Annotated in this window: 15 protein-coding genes; 10 read left to right on the top strand and 5 right to left on the bottom strand. The window is 61.0% G+C overall.

Annotated features, from left to right (window positions below; translation table 11 throughout):
* Positions 1-346 precede the first annotated feature (346 nt).
* The 5 genes from HX899_RS07385 (at position 347) to HX899_RS07365 (ending at position 12,496) form a co-directional block, all read left to right on the top strand.
* Positions 347-6,646, top strand: a complete 6,300-nt coding sequence (locus HX899_RS07385; RefSeq protein WP_181292016.1) for a HAMP domain-containing protein — start codon at positions 347-349, stop codon at positions 6,644-6,646.
* A 10-nt stretch (positions 6,647-6,656) separates the two neighbouring features.
* Positions 6,657-8,333, top strand: coding sequence for a response regulator (locus HX899_RS07380; protein WP_180195545.1), 1,677 nt, complete (start codon positions 6,657-6,659; stop codon positions 8,331-8,333).
* A 152-nt stretch (positions 8,334-8,485) separates the two neighbouring features.
* Entirely contained in the window at positions 8,486-10,246 is a 1,761-nt protein-coding gene (treZ, locus tag HX899_RS07375) for a malto-oligosyltrehalose trehalohydrolase (protein WP_246697080.1), read from the top strand.
* Between the two features lie 29 nt (positions 10,247-10,275).
* On the top strand, positions 10,276-12,141 hold the full coding sequence (gene malQ / locus HX899_RS07370) for a 4-alpha-glucanotransferase (protein WP_181292014.1): 1,866 nt from the start codon (positions 10,276-10,278) through the stop codon (positions 12,139-12,141).
* A gap of 193 nt (positions 12,142-12,334) precedes the next feature.
* Positions 12,335-12,496 carry a hypothetical protein gene (locus HX899_RS07365; protein ID WP_012755472.1) on the top strand — a complete coding sequence of 54 codons (162 nt, stop codon included), beginning with the start codon at positions 12,335-12,337 and terminating at the stop codon, positions 12,494-12,496.
* Between the two features lie 166 nt (positions 12,497-12,662).
* Here the strand turns inward: HX899_RS07365 and HX899_RS07360 are convergent, their stop codons facing one another.
* The 4 genes from HX899_RS07360 to HX899_RS07345 all read right to left on the bottom strand — a co-directional run bounded on the left by HX899_RS07360 (position 12,663) and on the right by HX899_RS07345 (position 15,812).
* Positions 12,663-13,850 (bottom strand): hypothetical protein, encoded by a 1,188-nt coding sequence (locus HX899_RS07360; protein WP_181292013.1) that lies wholly within the window; start codon positions 13,848-13,850, stop codon positions 12,663-12,665.
* 343 nt (positions 13,851-14,193) lie between these two features.
* Positions 14,194-14,556, bottom strand: a complete 363-nt coding sequence (locus tag HX899_RS07355) for a hypothetical protein (protein WP_138388788.1) — start codon at positions 14,554-14,556, stop codon at positions 14,194-14,196.
* Between the two features lie 53 nt (positions 14,557-14,609).
* The gene (locus HX899_RS07350) at positions 14,610-15,008 is read right to left on the bottom strand and encodes a DUF5086 family protein (protein WP_246413294.1); all 399 of its coding nucleotides are present in this window, start codon (positions 15,006-15,008) and stop codon (positions 14,610-14,612) included.
* Between the two features lie 54 nt (positions 15,009-15,062).
* Complete coding sequence (locus tag HX899_RS07345; RefSeq protein ID WP_348647906.1) at positions 15,063-15,812, bottom strand: suppressor of fused domain protein; 750 nt, start codon at positions 15,810-15,812, stop codon at positions 15,063-15,065.
* Positions 15,813-16,048: 236 nt separating this feature from the next.
* On the opposite strand from HX899_RS07345, the gene HX899_RS07340 reads away from it, so the two are divergent.
* The 5 genes from HX899_RS07340 to HX899_RS07320 all read left to right on the top strand — a co-directional run bounded on the left by HX899_RS07340 (position 16,049) and on the right by HX899_RS07320 (position 17,991).
* Positions 16,049-16,339 carry a hypothetical protein gene (locus tag HX899_RS07340; RefSeq protein ID WP_138388791.1) on the top strand — a complete coding sequence of 97 codons (291 nt, stop codon included), beginning with the start codon at positions 16,049-16,051 and terminating at the stop codon, positions 16,337-16,339.
* 128 nt (positions 16,340-16,467) lie between these two features.
* Complete coding sequence (locus HX899_RS07335) at positions 16,468-16,875, top strand: hypothetical protein (protein ID WP_138388993.1); 408 nt, start codon at positions 16,468-16,470, stop codon at positions 16,873-16,875.
* Between the two features lie 67 nt (positions 16,876-16,942).
* On the top strand, positions 16,943-17,191 hold the full coding sequence (locus tag HX899_RS07330; RefSeq protein ID WP_138388792.1) for a hypothetical protein: 249 nt from the start codon (positions 16,943-16,945) through the stop codon (positions 17,189-17,191).
* A 180-nt stretch (positions 17,192-17,371) separates the two neighbouring features.
* Positions 17,372-17,602: a hypothetical protein gene (locus HX899_RS07325; protein ID WP_138388793.1), complete on the top strand. Its 231-nt coding sequence runs from the start codon at positions 17,372-17,374 to the stop codon at positions 17,600-17,602.
* A 128-nt stretch (positions 17,603-17,730) separates the two neighbouring features.
* Entirely contained in the window at positions 17,731-17,991 is a 261-nt protein-coding gene (locus HX899_RS07320; protein WP_138388994.1) for a hypothetical protein, read from the top strand.
* 148 nt (positions 17,992-18,139) lie between these two features.
* On the opposite strand, the gene HX899_RS07315 is transcribed toward HX899_RS07320, so the two are convergent.
* Positions 18,140-19,243, bottom strand: a complete 1,104-nt coding sequence (locus HX899_RS07315) for a helix-turn-helix transcriptional regulator (RefSeq protein ID WP_181292209.1) — start codon at positions 19,241-19,243, stop codon at positions 18,140-18,142.
* Positions 19,244-19,245: the final 2 nt, after the last annotated feature.

Genomic DNA, 19,245 nt, shown 5'->3' with positions numbered 1-19,245 from the left:
CCCGGCTCTACGGCCAAGCCGGCCGGTCGATCAGCCGGCCCGTTTCAGCCAACCCGAAGGGCCGGGCATCTTTCCGCCAGGACAAAGGCGATCGGCTCGGACGTACCAAGGGGTATGCCCGTCGCCAATCGCCTCCGCCCTGACGAAAACCTGCTCCGGCAGAATGCTTCAATCTAGCCCGGAAAGGCTCTAGTTCCACCGAGATGGTTTCCCGCGAGCACTTCCGATATCTGCAACTATCAGGCTCATTTTGAGCGGTGAATCATGTTAGGATGGACGCGGGATGGCCCAATACCATTTTCTGAGTTGAGCGCTAAATTACCGATCGTCGAAGAGGGGGATTTTCGTGAGCAACCAATCCAGCGAATTCGCGCGCGACAGCGTTGCGGTAGACAGCCTCAATGGGCATGACCACAAAACGATGGCGTTCGACGACGCCAGCGCGCTTCTGGAAGTCCTTGTCGCAGTCCGGCGCGGCGACTTTTCCGTGCGGATGCGGTCCGACCTGACGGGTCTCACCGGCAAGGTCGCTGATGCCCTCAACGACATCATCGCCGCCAATCAGCGCATGGCCCAGCAGCTCGAGCATGTCGGGCAGGTGGTCGGCCGCGACGGGCGAACGAGCACGCGCGTACGCTTCGGCCTGTCGGACGGCTCCTGGTCCGAAATGGAAGGATCGATCAACGGTCTGATCGACGATCTCCTATGGCCGACGACCGCCGTCACGCGCACGATCACGGCAGTCGCCAAGGGAGATCTCCTGCAGACCGTGCCGCTGGATGTCGACGGGCGGCCGCTCAAAGGCGAGTTCCTGCGCTCGGCCGATATCGTCAACACGATGATCAAGCAGCTGAGCGTCTTCACATCGGAAGTGACGCGCGTCGCGCGCGAGGTCGGCACGGACGGAAAACTCGGCGGCCAGGCACAGGTGCCGGAGGTGACGGGCGTCTGGAAGGATCTCACCGAAAGCGTGAACTCGATGGCGTCGAACCTGACGGCGCAAGTGCGCAATATCGCCGAAGTGACGATCGCCGTTGCGAATGGCGATCTTTCCAAGAAGATCACCGTCGACGTGCGCGGTGAGATCCTGCAGCTCAAGGAAGCGATCAACACCATGGTCGACCAGCTGAGATCCTTCGCCTCTGAAGTGACGCGCGTCGCCCGCGAAGTCGGCACCGAAGGCAAGCTTGGCGGACAGGCGCTGGTGCCCGGGGTGGCGGGCACCTGGAAGGACCTGACCGACAGCGTCAACGCCATGTGCGGCAATCTGACGGCGCAGGTGCGCAACATTGCCCAGGTGACTACGGCCGTGGCGCGCGGCGACCTGTCGCGCAAGATCACCGTCGATGTCTCGGGCGAAATCCTCGAGCTGAAGGAGACCATCAACACGATGGTCGACCAGCTGAACGGCTTTGCCGGCGAGGTGACGCGCGTGGCGCGTGAAGTCGGCACGGAGGGCCGCCTCGGCGGCCAGGCGCAGGTGCCAGGCGTCGCCGGCACCTGGAAGGATCTCACTGACAACGTCAATTCCATGGCCTCGAACCTCACCGCGCAGGTGCGCAACATCGCCGAGGTCTCGACTGCGATCGCCAATGGCGACCTGTCGAAGAAGATCACCGTGACGGTGTCGGGGGAAATCCTCGAGCTGAAGGAGACCATCAATACGATGGTCGATCAGCTGAATGCCTTCGCTTCAGAAGTCACCCGCGTAGCTCGCGAAGTGGGCACGGAGGGACGGCTCGGCGGCCAGGCCAATGTGCGCGGTGTTGCCGGCACCTGGAAGGATCTGACCGAGAACGTCAACTCGATGGGCGGCAACCTGACAGCCCAGGTGCGCAATATCGCCGAAGTCTCGACCGCGATTGCCAATGGCGACCTGTCGAAGAAGATCACCGTCGACGTGAAGGGCGAGATCCTCGAACTGAAGGAAACCATCAATACGATGGTCGATCAGCTGAATGCCTTCGCTTCGGAAGTGACCCGCGTCGCCCGCGAAGTGGGCACGGAGGGCCGGCTCGGCGGCCAGGCCAATGTGCGCGGCGTTGCCGGCACCTGGAAGGACCTGACCGACAGCGTCAATTCCATGGCTTCCAACCTGACCGGGCAGGTGCGCAACATCGCCGAAGTCGCGACCGCCGTCGCCCAGGGAGACCTGTCCAAGAAGATCACCGTCACCGTGTCGGGCGAAATCCTCGAACTGAAGGAAACCATCAACACGATGGTCGATCAGCTCAACGGCTTTGCCGGCGAGGTGACGCGTGTGGCGCGCGAGGTCGGCACGGAAGGGCGGCTCGGCGGCCAGGCGAACGTGCTCGGCGTCGCCGGCACCTGGAAGGATTTGACCGACAGCGTCAACTCCATGGCGGGCAATCTGACGGCGCAGGTGCGCAACATCGCGGAAGTCTCGACTGCGATTGCCAATGGCGACCTGTCGAAGAAGATCACGGTGTCGGTCTCGGGTGAAATCCTCGAGCTCAAGGAAACGCTGAACACCATGGTCGATCAGTTGAACCGCTTCGCCTCGGAAGTGACGCGCGTCGCCCGCGAAGTCGGCACCGAAGGCAAGCTCGGCGGCCAGGCGCAGGTGCCAGGTGTCGCCGGCACCTGGAAAGACCTCACCGAAAACGTCAATTCCATGGCCTCCAACCTGACCGGCCAGGTTCGAAACATCGCCGAAGTGACGACGGCGGTGGCCCGCGGCGACCTGTCGCGCAAGATCACCGTCGACGTGAAGGGGGAAATCCTCGAACTGAAGAACACCATCAACACGATGGTGGACCAGCTCAACGCCTTTGCCGGCGAAGTGACGCGCGTCGCCCGCGAAGTCGGCACCGAAGGCAAGCTCGGCGGTCAGGCGCAGGTCTCCGGTGTTGCCGGCACCTGGAAGGACCTGACCGACAGCGTCAACTCCATGGCCGGCAACTTGACGGCGCAGGTGCGCAACATCGCCGAGGTGGCCACCGCCATCGCCAATGGCGACCTGTCGCGCAAGATCACGGTCGACGTGCGCGGCGAAATCCTGCTCTTGAAGGATACGCTGAATACCATGGTCGATCAGCTTCGCTCCTTTGCCGGCGAAGTGACGCGTGTCGCCCGCGAAGTCGGCACCGATGGCAGGCTCGGCGGTCAGGCCGTCGTTCCCGGCGTCGCCGGCACCTGGAAGGACCTGACCGATAACGTCAACCTGCTCGCCGCCAATCTGACGACCCAGGTTCGAAACATCGCCGAAGTGACGACAGCCGTGGCGCGCGGCGACCTGTCGCGCAAGATCACCGTCGACGTGAAGGGGGAAATCCTCGAACTGAAGAACACCATCAATACGATGGTGGACCAGCTCAACGCCTTCGCCGGCGAAGTGACGCGTGTCGCCCGCGAAGTCGGCACCGAGGGCAAGCTCGGCGGCCAGGCGCAGGTGCCTGGCGTCGCCGGAACCTGGAAAGACCTGACCGACACCGTCAACGTCATGGCCGCCAACCTGACCGAGCAGGTCCGCGGCATCGTCAAGGTGGTGACGGCGGTCGCCAACGGCGACCTCAAGCAAAATCTCACCGTCGCATCGAAGGGGGAGGTGGCCGCCCTTGCCGAGACCATCAACAACATGACCAACACGCTCGCGACCTTTGCCGATCAGGTGACCACGGTTGCGCGCGAGGTGGGCGTGGAAGGCCGTCTCGGCGGTCAAGCGAATGTTCCGGGTACTGCGGGAACCTGGAAGGACTTGACCGGCAACGTCAACCTGCTTGCCGCCAACCTGACGACGCAGGTGCGGGCCATTGCCGAGGTGGCGACCGCCGTCACCAAGGGCGACCTGACGCGCTCGATCAAGGTCGACGCGCGCGGCGAAGTGGCCGAGCTCAAGGACAACATCAACACGATGATCGACAACCTCAGGCTCACCACCGAGCGCAACACTGAGCAGGACTGGCTGAAGACCAACCTGGCTCGCTTCACCAACATGCTGCAGGGGCAGCGCGACCTGACGCTGGTCGGCAAGATGCTGCTGTCGGAGCTGGCGCCTCTGGTCGGCGCCCATCAGGGGGTCATCTACCAGGTGGATTCCGACGAGCGGCAGCCGATCTTGTCGCTGCTCTCTGTCTACGCGAAAGGGGGCGAGGCGGCGCACCCGGCGCGGCTCGAATTCGGCCAGGGACTTGTCGGCCAGTGCGCCAGCGACGCCCGCCGCATCCTGGTCACCGACCTTCCCGACAATGTCGTTCCGATAAGCTCCGGCGTGTTCACGACCTTGCCGAGGAGCGCCATCGTGCTGCCTGTGCATTTCGAGGGACAGGTGAAAGCAGTGATCGAGCTAGCCTCCGTCGGCGAATTCACCGAGTTGCAGCTCTCCTTCCTTGACCAGCTGACGACATCGATCGGCATCGTCCTCAACTCGATCGAAGCAACCATGCAGACCGAAGGCCTGCTCAAGCAGTCCCAGCAGCTTGCCGCCGAGCTTCAGACCCAGCAGCGCGAGCTGCAGCAGACCAACGAGCAGCTCGGGCAGAAGGCGCAGCAACTGGAGGAGCGCAACGTCGAAGTCGAGGCGAAAAACCAGGAAATCGAGCAGGCCCGGCGCGCGCTCGAGGAAAAGGCAACCGAGCTGGCGCTGACATCGAAGTACAAATCCGAATTCCTCGCCAACATGTCGCATGAGCTGCGCACGCCTTTGAATTCGATCCTCATCCTCGGCCAGCAGCTGGGAGAAAATCCGGATGGCAACCTCTCGGGCAAACAGGTCGAGTTCGCAAAGACGATCCACGGTGCGGGAACCGATCTGTTGAACCTCATCAGCGATATCCTCGACCTGTCGAAGATCGAGTCCGGAACAGTCTCGGTCGATGCCGAGGAGATTTTTGTCAGCAACCTGCTCGAGATGATGGCGCGGCCATTCCGGCACGAGGCCGAAAACCGGGACCTGTCGTTCTCGGTCGATGTCGGCGCCGATGTTGCAAAGAGCCTCATCACCGATTCGAAGCGACTGCAGCAGATCCTCAAGAACTTGCTGTCGAATGCCTTCAAGTTCACCGCGCAGGGCGGCGTGACACTTCGCGTCGCGTCGGCAACGAGCGGCTGGTCGTCTGATCATCCCTCGTTGAGGCACGCGCCGTCTGTCATCGCCTTCGAAGTCGTCGATACCGGCATCGGCATACCGCCTGAAAAACAGCGCATCATTTTCGAGGCGTTCCAGCAGGCGGATGCTTCGACGAGCCGCAAATATGGCGGCACCGGCCTCGGCCTGGCGATCAGCCGCGAATTGGCGAACCTCTTGGGCGGCGAGATCCAGCTGCGCAGCACCCCCGGTGTCGGCAGCACCTTCGTCCTCTACCTGCCGCTCACCTATGTCGGCGCCGGCGCGGCTGCGCCCAAGACCGTTCCGTCGGCAAATGTCGTGGAATTCGCCGAGGCGGCAGCAAACCGCCGCGCCGAAAAGCCGATCGAACATGTCGAAGACGATCGCCATCAGATAGTGGCCGGCGACTCGGTGCTGCTCGTCGTCGAGGACGATGCGCATTACGCCCGCGTGCTGGTGGATCTCGCCCGCGACAATGGATTCAAGGTTTTGGTGGCGATGCGCGGCAGCGATGCGCTCGCACTCGCGCAGGACTACAGGCCGGCGGCGATCTCGCTCGACATCTTTCTGCCCGACATGCTCGGCTGGACGGTGCTGAGCCAGCTCAAACAGAATCCGCAGACGCGGCACATTCCGGTCCAGATCATCAGTCTCGACGAGGATCGCCAGCATGGGCTGACCCGCGGCGCCTTCGCTTTCATGAGCAAGCCGACGACGCCGGAAGGTCTCGGCAAGGCGCTGTCGCGATTGAAGGCCTATGCGCAGCCGCGCCGCAAGCATCTGTTGCTCGTGGAAGACAACGAGGCCGAGCGTTTGAGCGTCACCGCCCTTCTCGGACACGACGACATCGATATCACCAGCGTCGGCTCCGGATCGGAGGCTCTCGCCGCTCTTCGGCAGAATGCAGCCGACTGCGTGGTGCTCGACCTCTCCCTTCCCGACATGTCCGGCTTCGAAGTGCTGGAGCAAATACGCGACGACACTGAGATCGGCGAGGTGCCGGTGGTCGTGTTCACCGGCCGCGAGCTTTCCGCTGAGGAAGATGCGACGCTGCACAGCATGGCCCGCAGCGTCGTGGTCAAGGGGGTCGAATCGCCCGAGCGTCTGCTGGATGAGACCGCCTTGTTCCTGCACCGGGTTGTCGCCGACCTACCGGCAGCAAAACAGGCGACGCTGCAGGACCTGCACAGCTCGGACGAGGATCTGGTCGGCGAGACCGTCCTGCTCGTCGACGACGATGCCCGCAACATTTTCGCGCTGAGCAGTGTTCTCGAACGCCGGGGAATGAAAGTCCTGACCGCGACGACCGGCAGTGAAGCCATCGAGGTCATCAACAACGAACCATCCGTCGCCATCGTGCTGATGGATATCATGATGCCTGGGATGGACGGCTACGAGACGATGCAGGTCATCCGTTCGGAGCCCCGGTTCCGGCGGCTGCCGATCCTGGCGTTGACGGCAAAGGCGATGAAGGGTGACCGCGAGAAATGCCTGGAAGCGGGCGCGTCCGACTATCTGGCGAAGCCGGTCAATACCGAACAGCTTCTGTCGGCTCTTCGCATGTGGCTGCATCGCTGAGGATCTGGCCATGAACCCCGTCAACATCCTCCTCGTCGACGACCAACCGGCAAAACTCCTCAGTTACGAGGTCATTCTCGAAGAACTCCAGGAAAACCTCATCAAGGCGCAATCCGCTCGCGAAGCCTTCGAGCACCTGTTGCGCACTGAAATCGCGGTGATCCTCGTCGATGTCTGCATGCCCGAACAGGATGGATTCGAGCTCGTCAGCATGATCCGGCAGCATCCGCGCTATCAGAACACGCCGATCATCTTCGTTTCCGCCGTGATGCTGGCGGAACCGGACCGGCTGCGCGGCTATGCTGTGGGCGCGGTCGACTACGTCTCCGTCCCGATTGTCCCCGAGGTGCTGAGAGCCAAGGTGCGGGTCTTTGCCGATCTCTACAGGAAGACGAGGGAGCTCGAACGCCTGAACGCCGAGCTGGAGGCCCGCGTTCACCAGCGTACCGCCGAACTCGAGGCCTCGGCAGCGCAGTTGCGGGAGCTCAACGAAGAGCTCGAGCACCGGATCGATCAACGGACACGGGAGCGCGAAGAGGCGCTCGCACAGCTGTTCGAGGCGCAGAAGCTCGACACGATCGGCCACCTGACCGGTGGCGTGGCCCACGACTTCAATAACCTTCTGATGGCGGTTCTCGGCAGCCTGAACCTTCTGAAGAAGCGGCTTCCGGCCGATGAACGCAGTGAACGCCTGGTGACGAACGCGATCCAGGCGGCCGAACGCGGCACCGCGCTGACCCAGCGCCTGCTTGCTTTCGCACGCCGCCAGGAGCTCAAGCCGCAGGCGGTCGACTTCTTCAGGCTGTTCGAAAATGTCGAGGATCTTCTCGCCAAGGCGGTGGGGCCGCGCATCGAAATCCGCAAAAGCATCCCGGCGGATCTGGCACCCCTTCTGGTCGACAGCAACCAGTTGGAACTGGCGCTGCTCAACCTGTTCGTCAATGCCCGGGATGCGCTCGAAAGCGGCGGAGCCGTGACGGTTGCCGCGGCGGCAGCCGAAGACGCCCGCCCGGCCGGGCTCGCGGGCGGAAATTACATCCGGATATCGGTGTCGGACGATGGCGAGGGGATGGACGAGGCAACGGTCTCGCGTGCCGCCGAACCGTTTTTCACCACCAAGGGGGTCGGCAAGGGCACCGGTCTCGGCCTGTCGATGGTGCATGGCCTGGCGGCGCAATCCGGCGGCTCTATCCAGATATCGAGCGTCAGGGGCAAGGGCACGACGGTTTCGCTTTGGCTGCCCGTTGCCGAGGCATTCGTCAAGGTGCAGCCTCCTGTCGAGCTGCCGGCGACGGAGCCTTTGAAGCCGGCGTCGCGGCCGCTTGCCATTCTCGTAGTTGATGACGATGCCCTTGTCAGGACCGGGACCGTGGCGATGCTGGAGGATCTCGGGCACCTGCCGCAAGAGGCGTCTTCCGCTTCCCAGGCCTTGGAATTCTTTGCCGACGGGCAGGATTGCGATCTCGTCATCACCGATCATGCCATGCCGGGCATGACGGGCGCCGAGCTTGCGCGTCACCTTCGCTCCTCCTTTCCAGGCCTGCCCATCATCCTTGCCTCGGGATATGCCGAGTTTTCCGAGGACCATGGCCTCGGCCGGATGCTGCGGATGAAGAAGCCATTCACGCAGGAACAGCTTCAGACGGCCATGGATCAGGCGCTCTCGGGCAAAGTCGCGGTGGCCTGAGGGTCGAAGCGTAACGATGCCAAGGCGAACGGCGCGGCTATCCCGGTGATAGCGGCCGCTTTCGCGCGTCCGCGTGCGGACGAAACTTTTCGCTCCCGCAAAAGTTACCCAAATCCCATCCCATTTTCATCGAAGGCTTTCCCTTGACCAAAATGACGTTCGGACCGGCATTCACTGAAGAGGGCATTCTATTCCGCCTCTGGGCTCCGCTGCATGAAAGCGTGTCGCTGAAACTCGAAGGCGCTGATCCGCGGCCGATGCAGGCGGTCGGGAACGGCTGGCACCACTATACGGTCGCGGATGCCGGTGTCGGTACCCGCTACCGCTTCGTCCTGCCGGACGGTCTCGAAATACCCGATCCCGCCTCGCGGTTTCAGCCGCAGGATGTGCACGGACCGAGCGAAGTGGTCGACCTTTCCTTCTATCGCTGGAAGACGAGCGACTGGACGGGACGGCCTTGGGAAGAGATGGTCATCTACGAGATGCATATCGGCTGCTTCACGCCGGAGGGCACTTTCAAGGCCGCGATCGAGCGGCTCGACCATTTGCAAGCGCTGGGCGTTACGGCGCTGCAGATGATGCCGCTTAGTGAATTTCCCGGCCGTTACAGCTGGGGTTATGATGGCGTGCTTCCCTATGCTCCGGACAGCAGTTACGGCCGGCCGGAAGATTTCATGGCGCTGGTGGACGCAGCGCACCAGCGCGGCATCTCGGTTTTCCTGGACGTGGTCTACAATCACTTCGGCCCCGACGGGAACTATATCCCCTCCTATGCGCCGCTCTTTACCGACCATCACAAGACGCCCTGGGGCAACGGCATCAATTACGACGGCGACGGATCGGAGATGATCCGCGAGTTCATCATCGAGAACGCCATCTACTGGATCACCGAGTTCAGGCTCGACGGTTTCCGCTTCGATGCCGTCCACGCCATCAAGGACGACAGCGCCGAGCATCTGCTTCACGCGCTTGCCCGCCGCGTCAGGGACGCGGCCGGCGACCGGCATGTTCATCTGATCGTCGAAAACGAGGAGAACGACAGCGACCTGTTGACGCGTGACGAAAACGGGGAGGTGAGGCTGTTCACCGCCCAGTGGAACGACGACGTACACCATGTGCTGCATATCACTGCCACCGGCGAAACCTTCGGCTATTATGCCGATTACGCTGGTGATGCCGGCAAGCTCGGCCGGGCGCTGGCGGAAGGTTTCGTCTTTCAGGGGGAGCACATGCCCTATCGCGGCGGAAGCCGCGGCAAGCCCAGCGGCCATCTCCCGCCCACCGCTTTCATCTCCTTCATCCAGAACCATGACCAGATCGGCAACAGGGCGCTGGGGGATCGGGTTCTGGCTTCGAGCCCGGCTGATGTCGTCAAGGCCGTCGCCGCAATCTACCTGCTGGCGCCCGAGATCCCGATGCTGTTCATGGGGGAGGAATGGGGTGCCAAAGAGCCTTTCCCCTTCTTCTGCGATTTCGACGAGGATCTGAACGAGAAGGTCAGGAAAGGCCGTCGCGAGGAGCTTTCGCGTCTGCCAGGCTTCGACGCCGACGACCTTCTCGACCCGACGGCGCCATCAACCTTCGCCGCCGCCAAGCTGGACTGGTCGAAACTCGCCTCTTCCGAGGTCCTTGGCTTTTACGGGACGCTTCTCGACCTCCGGCACCGCAGGATCGTGCCTTTGCTGAAAGGCGCTGGCGCCGGGAACGCGGTCTATCGCTCGGCGGGAAGCGCGCTCGCGGTGGATTGGACCCTGGCACAAAACCGGCGTCTTCAGCTGCACGCCAACCTCGGCGCCGAGGCGGCGCCGCCCGTCTCGCAGCAGGACGACGGCGAGACGATCTTCCGTCTCGGCGGCAACGATGGCGGCGATCTCGCACCCTGGACGGTGATCTGGAGCATCGGCGAGGCGTGACGGCGTGCTGACAGGAAGGCGATCGAACGATGAAATCTGCTGAGCTCGACAAGCTCGCCCGCCGGCACGGCATCAGCCTGACCAGGCCCAGTCCCGACAATCGGGAGGTGGCGATATCAGCCGAGACCAAGCGCAAGATCCTCTCGGCACTGAAGATCGACTTGCCGGGAGCGGCCGATCCCAAGACCGGCGCGCAGCGGCGGGAGTCCAAGCTGGCGGCTAAGAAGATCGCCAGGTCATTTCTGCCCGATTTCCTTTCCTGCACGCGCGTCTGGGGCTTAAGCCTGCAGCTCTACGAGCTCCGTTCGGCACGCAACTGGGGCATAGGAGATTTCGAGGATCTGTCGGATATGGCGGATCTCGCGAGATCGCTGGGCGCCGATTTCATCGGCCTGACACCGCTTCACGCGCCGTTTCTCGCCGATCCCGACCGTTGCAGTCCCTACGAGCCGTCGAGCCGCCAGCATCTCAACCCGCTCTATATCGCGGTCGACCGGTTGCCGGGTTTTGCCTGCAGTCTCGAACTCGAACGGCAATTGGAAAGCCTTCGCCAAACCGATCTCGTCGACTACGTCGGCGTCGCACAGATCAAGCTGAGGGTCCTGCGCGATCTCTGGCCGGCCTGGCGACAGCGCAGCGTGATCGACGAGGCCTATGATCCGGCCGATTTCGATGCATTTATCAGGCAAGGCGGTGACAGCCTGCGGCTGCACGCGCTTTTCGAATGCCTGTCGTTTTCCATGGTCGAGCGCGGGTTGGGCGCCGGCTGGCAATGTTGGCCGTCGGATCTGCAGCGCGTCGACAGCGCTGCGATCGCCGAATTCGAGCGCGGCCACGCAGACGATGTCGCCTTCCACATGTGGCTGCAATGGCTCGCTCACCGGCAGCTGATGCAGGCGGCGGACCGGGCGCGAAAGGCCGGCCTGCGGATCGGGCTCTATCTCGATCTTGCCGTCGGGGAGGCGGTCGATGGCTCGGCGACATGGAGCGAGCCGGATACCTATGTCTCCAAGGCCACCATCGGCAGCCCACCCGATCCCTTCGCCGTGGATGGGCAGGACTGGCACCTTGCCGGATATCTGCCTTCCGCGATTGCCGCAGGAGAAATGTCGCCATTCCGGCGCATGGTGACCGCTGCCATGCGATATGCAGGCGCCATCCGCATCGACCACGCCGCAGCGCTTCGCCGCCTCTTCCTGGTGCCATTGGGCAGCAGGCCGGACGGTGGCGCCTATGTCCGCTATCCCGCGGATCGGCTTCTGCAGATCCTCGCTGAAGTGTCCGCCGAGCATCGCTGCCTCGTTATCGGAGAAGACCTGGGACTGATCCCCAAGGGATTGCAGGACGATCTGGCGGCGGCCCACATTCTCTCCTATCGCATCCTTTCCTATGAACAGGACGAGAAGGGCTTCAAGCCGGCGGACGTCTATCCCGTCCTGGCTTTGGCCTGCATTTCGACGCACGACCACCAGACCCTTGCCGGCTGGTGGCGCGGCGCCGACATTCAGGCCCGGTGCGAGCACGGCATCGTGCCGCCCGATCTCACCGAGATACATCTCGAAGACCGCAAGCGCGAGCGGAGGAACCTGAAAGCGGCGCTGAAGGCTGCCGGCCTCGAACTGCCGGCCAGGCTTTCCCAAGCGCGGGCAACCGACGAGACGCTGAGGGAATTGACCGTCAGCGCCTATCGCTTCATCGCCAGGACGCCCTCGCTTCTCGCCGCGGTCCGTCTCGCCGATCTCACCGACGAGAAAAGGCCGACCAATGTGCCAGGCACCAGCAACAGCTATCCGAACTGGAAGCCGAAGCTATCGGTTTTGCTCGCGGATCTGATGTCGAGCCCCCTGCTGAACAGCGTGACGGCGGCAATGCGGGAGGAACGGCCGCGGGAGTGATTAAGGCCGGGCGAGCCGTCCGCTTCACCATTGTCGTTCGATAGGGCCTGCCGCGCATATGGAAATCGCTTCGCGCAGGGAACGAATAGGAAGCCGGCGAATTTTGAAGGAATAGGGACAGGCATTGCCGAGATGAGGACCCGTCCGCTTTCGCCGCGTCGGATGCGGCGACTATATTGATGGAAAAAAGACCATGACCAGCGCATTCATCCTTATCGCATTGGCTCTGATCATCATCTACGCCGGTCCGACATTGCTGTTCATCTGCGTCGGATATGCCGATTATATGCTGGAGCGGCGAAGGCATATGGTGGCGTTGAAGCACGCCGTGAAGCGTCGCAGCGACGAGTTTTGAGCCTTTCGCGGGAAAACCGCTTCGCACTTCTCCTGGAGTGGCTAGAGGTGGTGGACACCTTTCGTCGGCTTGGATGTTACTCTGATTTCCCAGAAAAGGGATGCAGAGGCAGGTTGGCAAAACCCGCCTCCGGCAGCCGGCGTTCGTGAAGCGCCTCTGCGAATAGTTAGTCGTTCGCCGTGACCTTGACGCCAAGCACCGAAGGAATGGTGTTCGGTGCGCCCATGGCAGCGCCGATGATCATCGGGACGGGAACCGGCTTTTCCGGCGCGGCGCTGATCGTCAGGCTTTTCGGTCCGTCGAGATAAGTGTTGACGGCAGCCGCCACCTGGTTTTGCAGCTCGGGCATGTTGAGCTGCGCCATCATCATCGGCACTAGACCTTTCAGCGATTGCGCCAGCTGGTCGCCCGTCACGCCCTGCTGCGAGCCGGCATAATCGAGCGCCTTCTTGGTGATCGAGGCATCGTCGAAGCGGATCGAGGCGCTGTTGATCGTCAGCTGCTGCATCAGCCCCAGCATCGCAAGGCCGGTGGCCTGGTTGGCTTCTTCCTTGTTCGGATTGGCCTCGGCAGTCTTCACCGCCTCCTGCAGCGATTTGATGAAGCCCAGCGTGTAACCGGAGAAATCGACGGCGAAATTCAGCCGGCCGACATTCTTGAAGTCGAAAGCATATTCGTCGACAGCGACCTTGCCGCTTTCGATTTCCCAGATGCCCTTCATCGTCACCGTGCCGTCGAGCGTCGTCAGGCCCAGTTTCTCGATGGCCTCCTTCGCATTCGAATCCTCGACCTGCGACAGGTCGGCCTTGAGACCGGCGACATTGGCGTCATAGGCAAAGCCGCCATCCTGGCGTTCGAGGTTCGACTCGATGCTGTCGATCGCGAGCACGTCCTTGCCCTTGATGTTGAGAGCGATCGGGCCGGTGCTGACGGTTTCATAGAGGAGGATGTCGTTCAGCGTATCGCCCGTCGCATTGGCGGGAATCGTCAGGCCTGTGATCTGGATCTCGTTTGCGGAAAAACGTCCTTCCTCCTGGCTGATATCGATATCCGGGAAGGAGACGGTCTTGGCGTGATAGCCACCGCCTTCGATTTCCTCGACGCCCTCGAAGGTGAGGTCGCCGATCTTCAAAATGTCGCCGGGCAGGCTCGAGGATCCCACCTGGACACCGGTCGCCGTTACCGTGTCGCCATCGGCTTCCGCCTTTTCGAAGGTGATGACCGTACCGCCGGCACTGGTTGCGGCATTGAGCTTCTTCATCATGTCCGTGCCATCAAGGGCAAGCGCCGGGCCGGCCAGCGTCAGGAACGCGGTGCTTGCCATCATCAGGTGGAGATTACGCATATGCTTCATGGAGATGTCCTTATGTAGAAAATAGATGCGAGGATTTCGAAATTTCCAGACGGGCCGAGTCCCGCTCTCAGGTCAGAAAAGGCGGTCCACGAAGAGCGCCGCTCGATTTCACGGCTTTCATCTGGTCAGCTAATTTGGGGGCGGTGAGGTCAGGATCAGCCGGAACGCTGCGGCTGAAGAAACATAGATATCCCTCCGCCGGTGAGGGGCGGCAATATTTTCTCTAGCAGGGGTAGCGTTGAGACTCATCCATTACACAAAAATTGTATTTCTTCGATTCTTGCAACCCTTCGAAGTTCGAATGCCGAGATGGGAGTCGCTCGTCCGCGGGGCGCTGCATGATTCAATTGCGCATTTCCGACACTCGCCCGCGCAACAAGTAGGCGAGCGCAAAGACCACCAGGAAGGGGTAGACGAGCACGATGATCGGCAGACCGGCAGCCAGCGCATCGTCTTGCATATAGATGTTGAGGATGCCGGCTCCGAGCACTAAGGGGTACAGCGGCGCAAATCTGTCGAACCACATCCTGAAAGGCCCAGCCAGGAGCAGAACGAGCGCCGGCAGAATGAAAATGCCGAGATTTCTTGCAACATTCATGAGCTCGGGACCGAACGGTTCGGTGGAGGAATAAAGTCGGCCCATCTGGCGGGCCGCCCACAGAGCAGCGATTGCGGCCCCGGCATATCCGGCTGGTCTTGCTAACATCGCCGAACTTCCTTTTGTTCACGCGCCGCGTTGGTAGGGTCGTCCTCTGACTATTATGGCCGCATATTGTCTGCGGCGTCGACGCATTCAAGAATTGTCGTGCGGCAAACGCCGGCCTCCTGCTGCATGAGAGGTTGCGCGCGCCAGGCTCGGTAGGCGATCCGGAATTCGATGTCCTTGTAAAAATAGGTCTTGGCTTTTGGTCGCACGCGGCTCCTGTCCAAAGCGTCCGCCGTTACGACAACATGTGCGGCAAGCCGTTTGAATTGCCATGGCGGCGAAGCTCGCTCCTTCTCGATCACCTCGACATGGTAGTAAAGATCGTGATCGGCAGGCTCCGGATGTTTGTGGACGGTGGCCCAGCGAACGGTCCGTGGTGAGAGGGAGAGAACGACGGTGGAAACATCAGGTGGTTTCACAGCGTCGGCACGCGCGAAGACCGCTGCGCCCAAAATGGTCGCGACAGCAAGAAGGATAGCTCCAGGACTTATGCGCATGTGCGATCGCTATAGGTAGGATTTTCGCTTCGGGTCGAATATCGGCGGATAATCCTCTTCGTCCAGCATGTCGAGAAAAGGGTTCAGTCCCTTCTCCTTGATGAAGCGGTACTCCGCATCGGAAATCAAATTCACCGTGAGGATCTCGACCGGATCATTCTCGACCATAAGCGCTGCCGCAATGCGCTGGTCAGTTTCGATGATCGGCGTGAGAAAGAGAAATGTCCTGAAATCGCATCCCTCGACCGGTGGGGTCGGCATCGGCACCCGATGGCCGAAACCGAACCAGGTCGCATCCATGAATGGAAGTTCGGCAAGCCAGCGCAGATTGACGATAATTTCGGGCGTCGGCTCACGCACGTACCACATCAGTTCGGCTCTGGGCTTTTCGCCCTTTTCCCGGTGCGAGGTCGGCAGCGTCATTCGCCGATCGCTCATGCCGTTGGTCAGGAGCACGTAACCTTCGTCCGTACCGACCGGCGCGAAGTCGCGTCCGAACGCATGAATTTCAATGCCGTCCGATCGGTCGTCTGCGAAGGAATATTCCGGTTCCTCCAGTTCATTCTCATAAACGGTGCGACGGTATGCGTTGAGAGATGTCGTTTCTGCTCCTGGCATCGTCGCCGTCTCTCCATTCTTTCCATTCCACGCAGACCTGGCAGGCCGGGCCGGCGCAGCACTACAGGCCAAGGTCATGGCCAGAAAACGCCTTCGACTGCATGCTCTGAGAAGTGGGAACATATTTAGAAGCACAACCACGCTTTGAATGGATTTTTAATGCCACCGGCCTCTGAAAAATTCAACGTCAACGTGAGGGGATAGACGACTGCTTGCGCTCCGACCGAGCGACGCGATGGCGCGGTCGTTCCGGTTTCGGGCCGAGGTCTCGCCTGCACTGATGTCTCCGGCCAAATTCTGGAACAATGTCTGTCGTCCCCTGTTACATTGACGATAAAAGCGGGTGTCGCGTGAAGACGAGGCAGTTGGAGGGATCGATGAAGCGGAGCATAGCAGTTGTGCTGGTATTTGCGCTTGTGCTGACAGGCTGCACGACCAGCGCAGGCAGTTATTCGTCGGCAGGACTGGCGCCCATTCCCGGCAGCATCACGTATAGTGGCCAGCCTCGCACGAAGTTGACGAAATCACCCGTGGGCTCTTCCTTCCCCCACACCTTCACAGATCAGTGGGGACGCCAGGTCGAGGAGATCTACATCATCCAGCCCGACCGGAGCTTGCTGATCGCCGCGCGTCACTACCGGCCCGTCTTCTCGCTCGACGACGACTAGAACAGGATGATTTCAGGCCCGGTGGGCCCAAAAAATCTGAATCTTGTTCTACATTAGATAGTTAGCAGGATGTCGGCTGAAGACCGCTTACACCTTTCGGCATCAAGTTCTAGGAAGGAGAAATGATCATGCCGCGCCGCAAGAGCACTGAGACGACGACCCTCGACACCAAGGGAGCCAAGATCGGCGAGCCCGTTCCGAAAGCCGTCATCGATACGAATACGGCCTCGGTCGGCGTTCCCCGGCAGACTGATCATAACCTGGCCGAAGAGCTCGGCGCGCTGCGACAGCAGATCGGCGCGCTCCAGCAGCAGGTCCTCGATGCCGCCCGATCGGCAAAGGGAAATGCCGGGAAAGCCATGCGTCAGACGGAGGCAGCGGTGAAGCTCTACCCGGCCTCAACGCTGCTGCTCGTCGCGGCGGTCGCCGGCGCACTTGCCTTTGCCGGACGCCGCGCCGCCCTGCCGCGCCGTAGGCATCAACCGGCACTGCGGGAGTTAAGGGATCTCTACGACACGATCCGCGAACGCCTCTGACAAGATTTCAGGATTGTCAGCATCGCGATTATGGCCGACGCTTCATTATCGAAGCGAGGGGATAATCATGTTCGATATCATCTTACGCAGCGCTCTTGATATCGTTGGGCGGACTGAGCGCCTTATCGAAGCAATGAGGCGACTGCTCCAGAGCGACGACCTCGACGAAGTCGAGGTCTACGATCTCGATTATGAGATCGAGCGGCTCGGGGACGTGGTTTTCAACGTGGACGAAGCCGTTCGATCGTTGGCGCGCACGGTCGAATGCTGGCCGCAGGCCACTCTCGCACACGGGATCCGTCGGACATTGCATTGACGGTTGATGGCCGCCTTGGCAACTGACGCGCCACCAATTCCGCCCTGAGTTGGCAGTGTCGATTCTGCGTGTCACGCCGATGTCACGCGACCGTCGCAGCAATATGTGCTTGATAGGCACCGTTAGGCTCACACCAGGGCGCGGTGGGGCTAAAATTGCTTTTTTCGTTGGGGCATCGCAATGACCTTGAAAACCTCGGGGGAGAAATCTCAACCCCATGAATTCATCTTTCCGGTTCACACCCGGACGATCGCAGAGATCAGGTACAATAGTCTCAGCCGCATCATGACGGTGGTCTATCACGACGGCCATTCCTGCACGACTTCCGGCATACAAGGCCCCGCAATGCTGAGGATCCTCGCCCAGCGTCCGTTGGAGAGCTCTCCGTTTCTGTTGCAGACGGTCATCTAAGGGGAAAGACGTTGCCGGCCCTTGCCGGTACGGCGCTGCTGGGCATCGGTTTTAATCAGCATGGTCGTGCATCTATTTCCCCTGGGCTGCGTTCACTCCCAACAGCCAGACCTATGGAGGGAACGCCGATGACCTTTCCACCACCGAAGACCGAATCCCCTGCGCAGCGCTTCGAAGAGGCGACCGCAGCTGCGCGCGACGCTTTGGAAAGGCTGATTGCAGCCGCCAATGAAGCCGGCTGGGGCACCGAGGAGGTGACCGCGGCACTGCTTAAGGCCGCGCAGTTTCTGAGCGATGCCAACAAGAGAGATCCCGATCCGGCCGACGATCCCTCAATCAGCGATTTGCCTGCAAGGGAGCAGATTGGTCACGGCGAACTCTACGATTAGACGGCGTAGCACTGGTTTTCCAACGCAATGAGACAAGGGTTGCCGGAATTCATGTCGAGTGTCGCACGTCTTTGCGCTCGGAACCCGTTCGCAATATGCAAAGGCTCGCTGGCCACGCGGGCGGTAGGGACGAATTTCAAGGCGTTGGTCAGCGCATGAGCAGCGCAACCAAACCAACCCGGGAGTTCACCCCGAGCTTGGAATAGATGTTTCTGAGGTGGGTTCTGACTGTTTCGTAGCTGATGTGATCGGCTATGGCCACCTCCTTTGGAGAATGGCCCGAGGCAATGCTTGATGCGATCCGAATCTCCGTCGCAGTCAGTTTGTAGGCTTCCATTAGGAAATCTCGCCGCTCATTGAGTGGCGTGGCCACCATCGGCTCGACAATGACGGCCACGGTCGGCCCCTCCAAGAACTCAGTGAACGCATCGGACTGGAGCCGGAGGAGTGTGATGCGATAGCTAGCCTTGTCCTTCGCTTTTGCAATCGCCGTATGCGGCCTTGTTTGCATACCCCTTCTGGAAGTCAGGAAATTAAGAACGGCAGTCGACCTCTCGCATTGAAGTTCGAGCTTGCCGCTTGGAGCGACTTGCACAGGAAAGCCAGCCTCCATTAAGCCTTCCGCGCTCTTATTCCATTGACGTGCTCGCCCTTGCTCCGAAACGTAGATCAGTCCGACGCCGATGCTATCAAACAGGGTTTGCGTCGTCTGTCTTTCCGGGGCGAGTAGATCGCGCTTCCGGATGAAGTCGAAAGCTCTTTTCAAATGAGGCGCGAGTATCGTGTAACGCCCGGCTGCCTCTTTGTTGAAATCGGTGTCGGCTGACGACGTGCAGGTCGATAGCACGAAGGTGCGGGTTTCCTCCCGAATGATCGAGACACCGATGCTCGTCTCGCATTGGGCCTGTCCCTTCAGCCAATCATTGTAGAATTCCGATTTGAGCAAGTCTTCGCGTGGAAAGATTTCGTCTCCGCAGACACCTTGACCAACCGGCACAAAGCTCAATCTCGGAATCCAGGGGTTCACTGCGGCAAAGTGGCTGCTGAACTGGTCGACCTCATTCCTCGAAAACCCCGATACGTAGGGAACATGGGCCACAGGCGAGGCCAGATCGTGGTAATGGAGGGCAGCCTTTCCATTCGGCGAGGTTTGCGCAACGCGATCCAGAAAATCCTGCCAGTTGCACTCACCGAATAGACTTCCATAGATCAAATCTATCAGCTCAGATGAAGCGTCTTTTGACTGGAGCATGA

The organism is Rhizobium sp. WYCCWR 11146 (assembly GCF_013591995.1).
GTDB lineage: Bacteria > Pseudomonadota > Alphaproteobacteria > Rhizobiales > Rhizobiaceae > Rhizobium > Rhizobium indicum.
Note: the sequence above shows the minus strand (reverse complement) of the source record. Positions and strands in the feature narration are given on the sequence as shown.